Below are 1,200 nucleotides of genomic sequence, written 5' to 3'. Positions count from 1 at the left end.
CTAGTGAGTTGATTATGAGGATGAGGGTCACCACTTGAGGTGTATTTCGTCCCTGATTCGGGGAGCTGTGGTGACGCTGACCGGCCGGTGAGGTCTGCTGGAGAGATGGCGGACAACAGACTCCAACCGCTGGTGTTATCGCAGGAGGAGCGGCGGACGCTGGAGGGCTGGGCCCGGCGGCGTTCGACCGCACAGGGGCTGGCGTTGCGGGCCCGGATCGTGCTGGCCTGTGCCGAGGGGGACGGCCGTGGCGGCAATATCGCGGTGGCGGCCCGGCTGCGGCTGGATCGCAAGACGGTGGCCCGCTGGCGCAGCCGTTTCCTGGCCCGCCGGCTGGACGGGCTGAGCGACGAACCACGGCCGGGCGTTGCGCGCACCATCACCGACGCTCAGGTGGAGGAGGTGGTAGTGCGCACTCTGGAGGAGGTGCCCGAGGGGTCCACGCACTGGTCCAAGCGTGAACTGGCCCGCAAGGTGGGCATCTCGCCGAGCAGCGTGGGCAACATCTGGCGGGCGTTCGGGCTGCAGCCCTGGCGCGTGGAGAACTTCAAGATCTCCACCGACCCGCTGCTGATCGACAAGATCCGGGACGTGGTCGGGCTGTATCTGGCCCCACCGGCTCATGCCGCGGTGTTCGCTGTCGATGAGAAGCCGCAGATCCAAGCGTTGCAGCGGAGTGCACCGGTGCTGCCGATGCTGCCCGGAGTGCCCGAGCGGCGCAGCTTCGACTACGTCCGGCACGGCACCGTGGATCTGTTCGCCGCACTCAACACCGCCACCGGCAAGGTGATCGGCAAACTGTCCGCCCGCCACCGCGCCATCGACTTCCGCGACTTCCTTGATGAGATCGACCGCCAGGTCGAGCCGGGCCTGGCGGTCCATCTCATCTGCGACAACCTGTCCACCCACAAGGCGCCGGTGGTGCACGCCTGGCTGCTGGCCCACCCGCGCTTCACGCTGCATTTCACTCCGACCTACTCCTCCTGGATCAACCAGGTGGAGCGCTGGTTCGCCGAGTTGGAGCGGCGCTGCCTGGAGCGCGGCAACTTCTGCTCTCTGGACGCTCTCAAGGCCGCACTGGAGCTATGGATCAAGACCTGGAACGACAACGCCAAGCCGTTTCGATGGACCAAGACTGCGGACCAGATCCTCGACCGCATCTGCCACTACTGCGACCGAATCTCAAAACCGGCTCACTAG

At 66.2% G+C, this 1,200-nt stretch carries 1 protein-coding gene; it reads left to right on the top strand.

What is annotated here, in order from left to right:
• The first annotated feature begins 105 nt into the window (after positions 1 to 105).
• Entirely contained in the window at positions 106 to 1,200 is a 1,095-nt protein-coding gene (locus ACFYYW_RS49080) for an IS630 family transposase (protein WP_387661532.1), read from the top strand.

Origin of the sequence: Nonomuraea sp. NPDC001831 (genome assembly GCF_042892035.1) — a bacterium.
Lineage (GTDB): Bacteria > Actinomycetota > Actinomycetes > Streptosporangiales > Streptosporangiaceae > Nonomuraea.
This window is presented reverse-complemented; position numbering and strand designations above follow the sequence as displayed.

Coding starts and splice junctions, on each gene's coding strand:
- ACFYYW_RS49080 (WP_387661532.1), top strand. CDS start 106: ATGGCGGACAACAGACTCCAACCGCTGGTGTTATCGCAGGAGGAGCGG.